This window comes from Enteractinococcus helveticum, from assembly GCF_020742345.1.
GTDB classification, from domain to species: domain Bacteria; phylum Actinomycetota; class Actinomycetes; order Actinomycetales; family Micrococcaceae; genus Yaniella; species Yaniella helvetica_A.
Genome location: NZ_DYXC01000083.1, coordinates 1 through 3,324, shown reverse-complemented (window position 1 = coordinate 3,324; position 3,324 = coordinate 1). Strand labels below are relative to the sequence as shown.

The 3,324-nt window shown below is 54.1% G+C and carries 4 protein-coding genes and 2 pseudogenes; 4 read left to right on the top strand and 2 right to left on the bottom strand.

Annotated features, from left to right (window positions below):
• Positions 1–576, bottom strand: a 576-nt coding sequence (locus K8V32_RS07630) for a transposase (RefSeq protein ID WP_303905343.1), incomplete at its 3' end; no start/stop codon positions are given.
• Positions 577–603: 27 nt separating this feature from the next.
• A pseudogene (locus K8V32_RS14735) lies at positions 604–714 on the bottom strand (IS1/IS1595 family N-terminal zinc-binding domain-containing protein); the annotation flags it as partial.
• Positions 715–998: 284 nt separating this feature from the next.
• Between K8V32_RS14735 and K8V32_RS07625 the strand changes: the two are divergent.
• The 4 genes and pseudogenes from K8V32_RS07625 to K8V32_RS07610 all read left to right on the top strand — a co-directional run.
• The gene (locus K8V32_RS07625) at positions 999–1,454 is read left to right on the top strand and encodes an IS3 family transposase (RefSeq protein ID WP_303905339.1); all 456 of its coding nucleotides are present in this window, start codon (positions 999–1,001) and stop codon (positions 1,452–1,454) included.
• A complete protein-coding gene (locus K8V32_RS07620; RefSeq protein WP_303905335.1) occupies positions 1,408–1,674 on the top strand; it encodes an integrase core domain-containing protein in 267 nt (88 codons plus the stop codon). The genes K8V32_RS07625 and K8V32_RS07620 overlap by 47 nt, the downstream gene beginning before the upstream one ends.
• Positions 1,675–2,051: 377 nt before the next feature.
• Positions 2,052–2,351, top strand: a pseudogene (locus K8V32_RS07615) (Y-family DNA polymerase); the annotation flags it as partial.
• Between the two features lie 158 nt (positions 2,352–2,509).
• On the top strand, positions 2,510–3,324 hold an 815-nt coding region (locus tag K8V32_RS07610), incomplete at its 3' end, for a tyrosine-type recombinase/integrase (RefSeq protein ID WP_303905332.1).

Below are 3,324 nucleotides of genomic sequence, written 5' to 3'. Positions count from 1 at the left end.
AGTAGTGGCCACATAGCTGCGGTGCTTCAGAAAGTCCTGGTGCTGCTGATACCAGGCGTGGAATTCGGTCAACCAGCCGGTCGCCTCGTCCAGGCTGTCCACGTCGGTCAACGAGGTGTAGAGGGCTCGTAGCGTCTTGTTAGGCTCCAGTACCGGTCGGCGGGTCAGGTACTTGGTGCCGGTGAGCTGGATATGGAAATAGCAGCGTTGGATTTTCGTATCGGGCCAGATATTTTTAATGGCGGATAGTAGACCGCGTTGGCCATCGACGATGGCGATATCGGGGGCTGGGATTTTGGCCAGCAGGGCTTCCCAGGCCACGGTCTTTTCACGGTCACAAAACTGCCAATCGATCACATGATCTCTGGTCACTGCGATCAGCACGCACATGTCCTGGTAGTAGGTGCCATCCAGCATGATCCACCGGTGAATTTCTCCGGTAGATTCCGCCTGCGGGATCACCTGCCAACACCAAGACGTGTTGCGTTGAAACGTTGATCTGGACATGGGCAGATCGCGTTGGCTTTTCTTTGATAGTAGCCAGTCCAACCACACGGTGAATTGGGCTTTAGCCACACTATCAGGACGGCGCTGAGTGGTTGACGCTCCGCAGTGTTTGCATCGCCAACGAGTCTTGCCGGCACTGGTTTTCCCGTTCTTGACCAACTTGGATGCACATATCCCACACCGTGGGGAATTATCAAGTTTTTTCACCACACATGCTTTATCAGCAAGTGCTAACCCCTAGTCGCCAATAGTTACCAGGTGAAGACTCCAATCCCATACACACATTCTGGGCCTTAACCCGCTTAATTTGTAAGCGGAGCTGGCCCGCCCCACGACGAGATGATTCGATACATTGGCATGTTCAGGGATCGTTTCGCAAGACGATGTCCATCTGTCGGGTTTTGGGTGCGAGAGGCCGTGGGTTTATCACCGCACGCGGTTACCGGGCGGCGAAAGCCCGGCCTTCCAGTGTTCGTTCGCGCCGGGATGCTATGTTGATTCCGGTGGTCAAAGAGCTGCACCAGGCAAATGATGGGGTCTATGGGGTGGCCAAAATGTGGCATGCCATGACCCGCGCTGGCTGGGAAGTAGGTCGTGACCAAGTCGCCCGGCTCATGCGTTTTGCTGGAATCAGCGGTGTCGTGCGTGGCCGCAAACCCCGCACCACCGTGTCAGCCAAGGTGCCAGATCATCGGCCGGATCTAGTCAACCGGAACTTCAAGGTGCACGCGCCGCATCAGCTATGGGTGGCGGATGTTACCTATGTTCGGACCACCAGCGGGTTGTGCTATACCGCGTTTGTCACCGATGCGTTTAGTCGGAAGATCGTGGGCTGGTCGACCCGGACCACCATGCGTACCGATGCACTACCGCTGGAAGCGCTAGAACATGCGTTACTCAGTGCCAAAGACCAGGCGCTGGAGGGGTTGGTCCATCACAGCGATTGAACCTACCCAATACGTCAGTATTCGCTACACCGAGCACCTGGCCACAGCTGGTCTAACGGCCTCGGTTGGCAGTGCTGGAGAGGCCTACGACAATGCGCTAGCGGAGACGGTCAACGGGTTATATCAGACTGAATTGATCTATGCTCGGCCGGCCTGGACCACAGTCACCGAAGTCGAGTTCGAGACGATGAACTGGGTGCACTGGTGGAATACCACCTGAGTCCATGAAGCCTTGGACTATCAGACCCCGGCAGAAGTCGAGGCCAGCTATCATATGACCCAGGCTCACGCCCTGAGTCCCGTATAACAAACGGAACAAAACCCAGGGCGCTTCAAGGATCTGCGACATAGAAACTGACACTGAGTCTTGCAACAAAACCCTTAAGCCGAAACCGTGGTTTTCATTGGTGCTTAAATAAACAGGAGAAGCGCCGAGATCAGTGTGTCAAAAACGACCGTATCTGACGCATATAGGCCTGGCTGGTACCTGGACGTTCCGTTTTTGTTGGTTTTATTTTTCTGCTTAGACTAGCTTTACTTCATCGGAGAATGGATGCCTGGCCGTACTAAGGCCAGCTCCTCGGCGTCAGAACACTAATGAAGGGGTTGCTAGTGACGGCTCACGTGAACTCCAGAGATGACTACATTGGATTAGTCGATGTGAACTCTTTCTACGTCTCGGCCGAACGCGTTTTCGATCCCAGTTTGATTGACCGGCCCGTCGTCGTACTATCCAATAATGACGGTTGCTGTGTGTCCCTGAGCAACGAGGCTAAAGCGCTTGGCATTCCGATGGGGTATCCGTGGTTTAAACTCCAAGCCGGCGCGGAGAAAATGGGGCTTGTGGCACGCTCGAGTAATTATGAGCTCTACGGGGATATGTCCTCGCGGGTGATGAACCGTCGACTGTTGCACGAAATGCAACTCGCAATCATTCTTTGACTCGACAATAAGCGATCATTCTCGTCCACTGCTGTAACTTTACCCAACATAGTCCACGTTTTCTCGACCGGCTCTTGACCGATGATGCATTTAGCCTTACATTGTTGTATGTGATGCAACATTCAGATGGCTTGATCCGCACTCTTCGCGCCGTGACGGGCTCTTCTAATGTGGCTTTAGCAACGCCGGAAGCGACGGTGTTTGAAGCAATGCTTGGTGGCTGGGAAAGCCAACAGCACAGTCGGGGGCTGCGTTCGACGACCATTGCGACTCGGCGTCGTCTTATCGTTCGGTTGCAGGAGTTTTCTGGAAAGATGCCCTGGGAGTGGAACGCTGGGGATGTGGAGGATTTTATCTCCGGGGTAGATCGTAGAGTCATTGCCCTGTCAACTATGCGGCACAATCACAACGTCATTAAGACGTTTTGTTCGTATTTGATCGATCCAAATTATGACTGGGTGGAGATTTGTGAACACCAATTTGGTAACCACCCTGTACAGGTTTGTCTGCCCTGGAATACGGTCGCACATAAGGCTCAATACGAGGGGTCTGGAAAACGCCGTCCTCTGACATTTGACGAGGTTGAAACCTTATTTGACACGGCCGATGCCAAAGTCGAAGAACTTGCGTCTTCAGGGAAGAAAGGCGCGCTGGCCGCGCTTCGAGACTCCCAAATATTCAAGACCGCCTACGCATTCGGGCTGAGGCGGAATGAGTTGGCACAATTGGATGTTGCAGATCTGCACTACAACTCCGAAGCCAAACATTGGGGACGCTACGCTGCTATGCATGTGCGATGGGGGAAAGCCGCAGGCGGCGGCGCACCTCGACGTCGCACCGTCTTGCTCGTGCCAGAATTCGACTGGTGGGTACCAGGTATGCGGCAGTGGGTCGAACAAGCCCGCGATCGGTTTGATCCAGGAGACCT

Coding starts and splice junctions, on each gene's coding strand:
- K8V32_RS07625 (WP_303905339.1), top strand. CDS start 999: ATGTTGATTCCGGTGGTCAAAGAGCTGCACCAGGCAAATGATGGGGTC.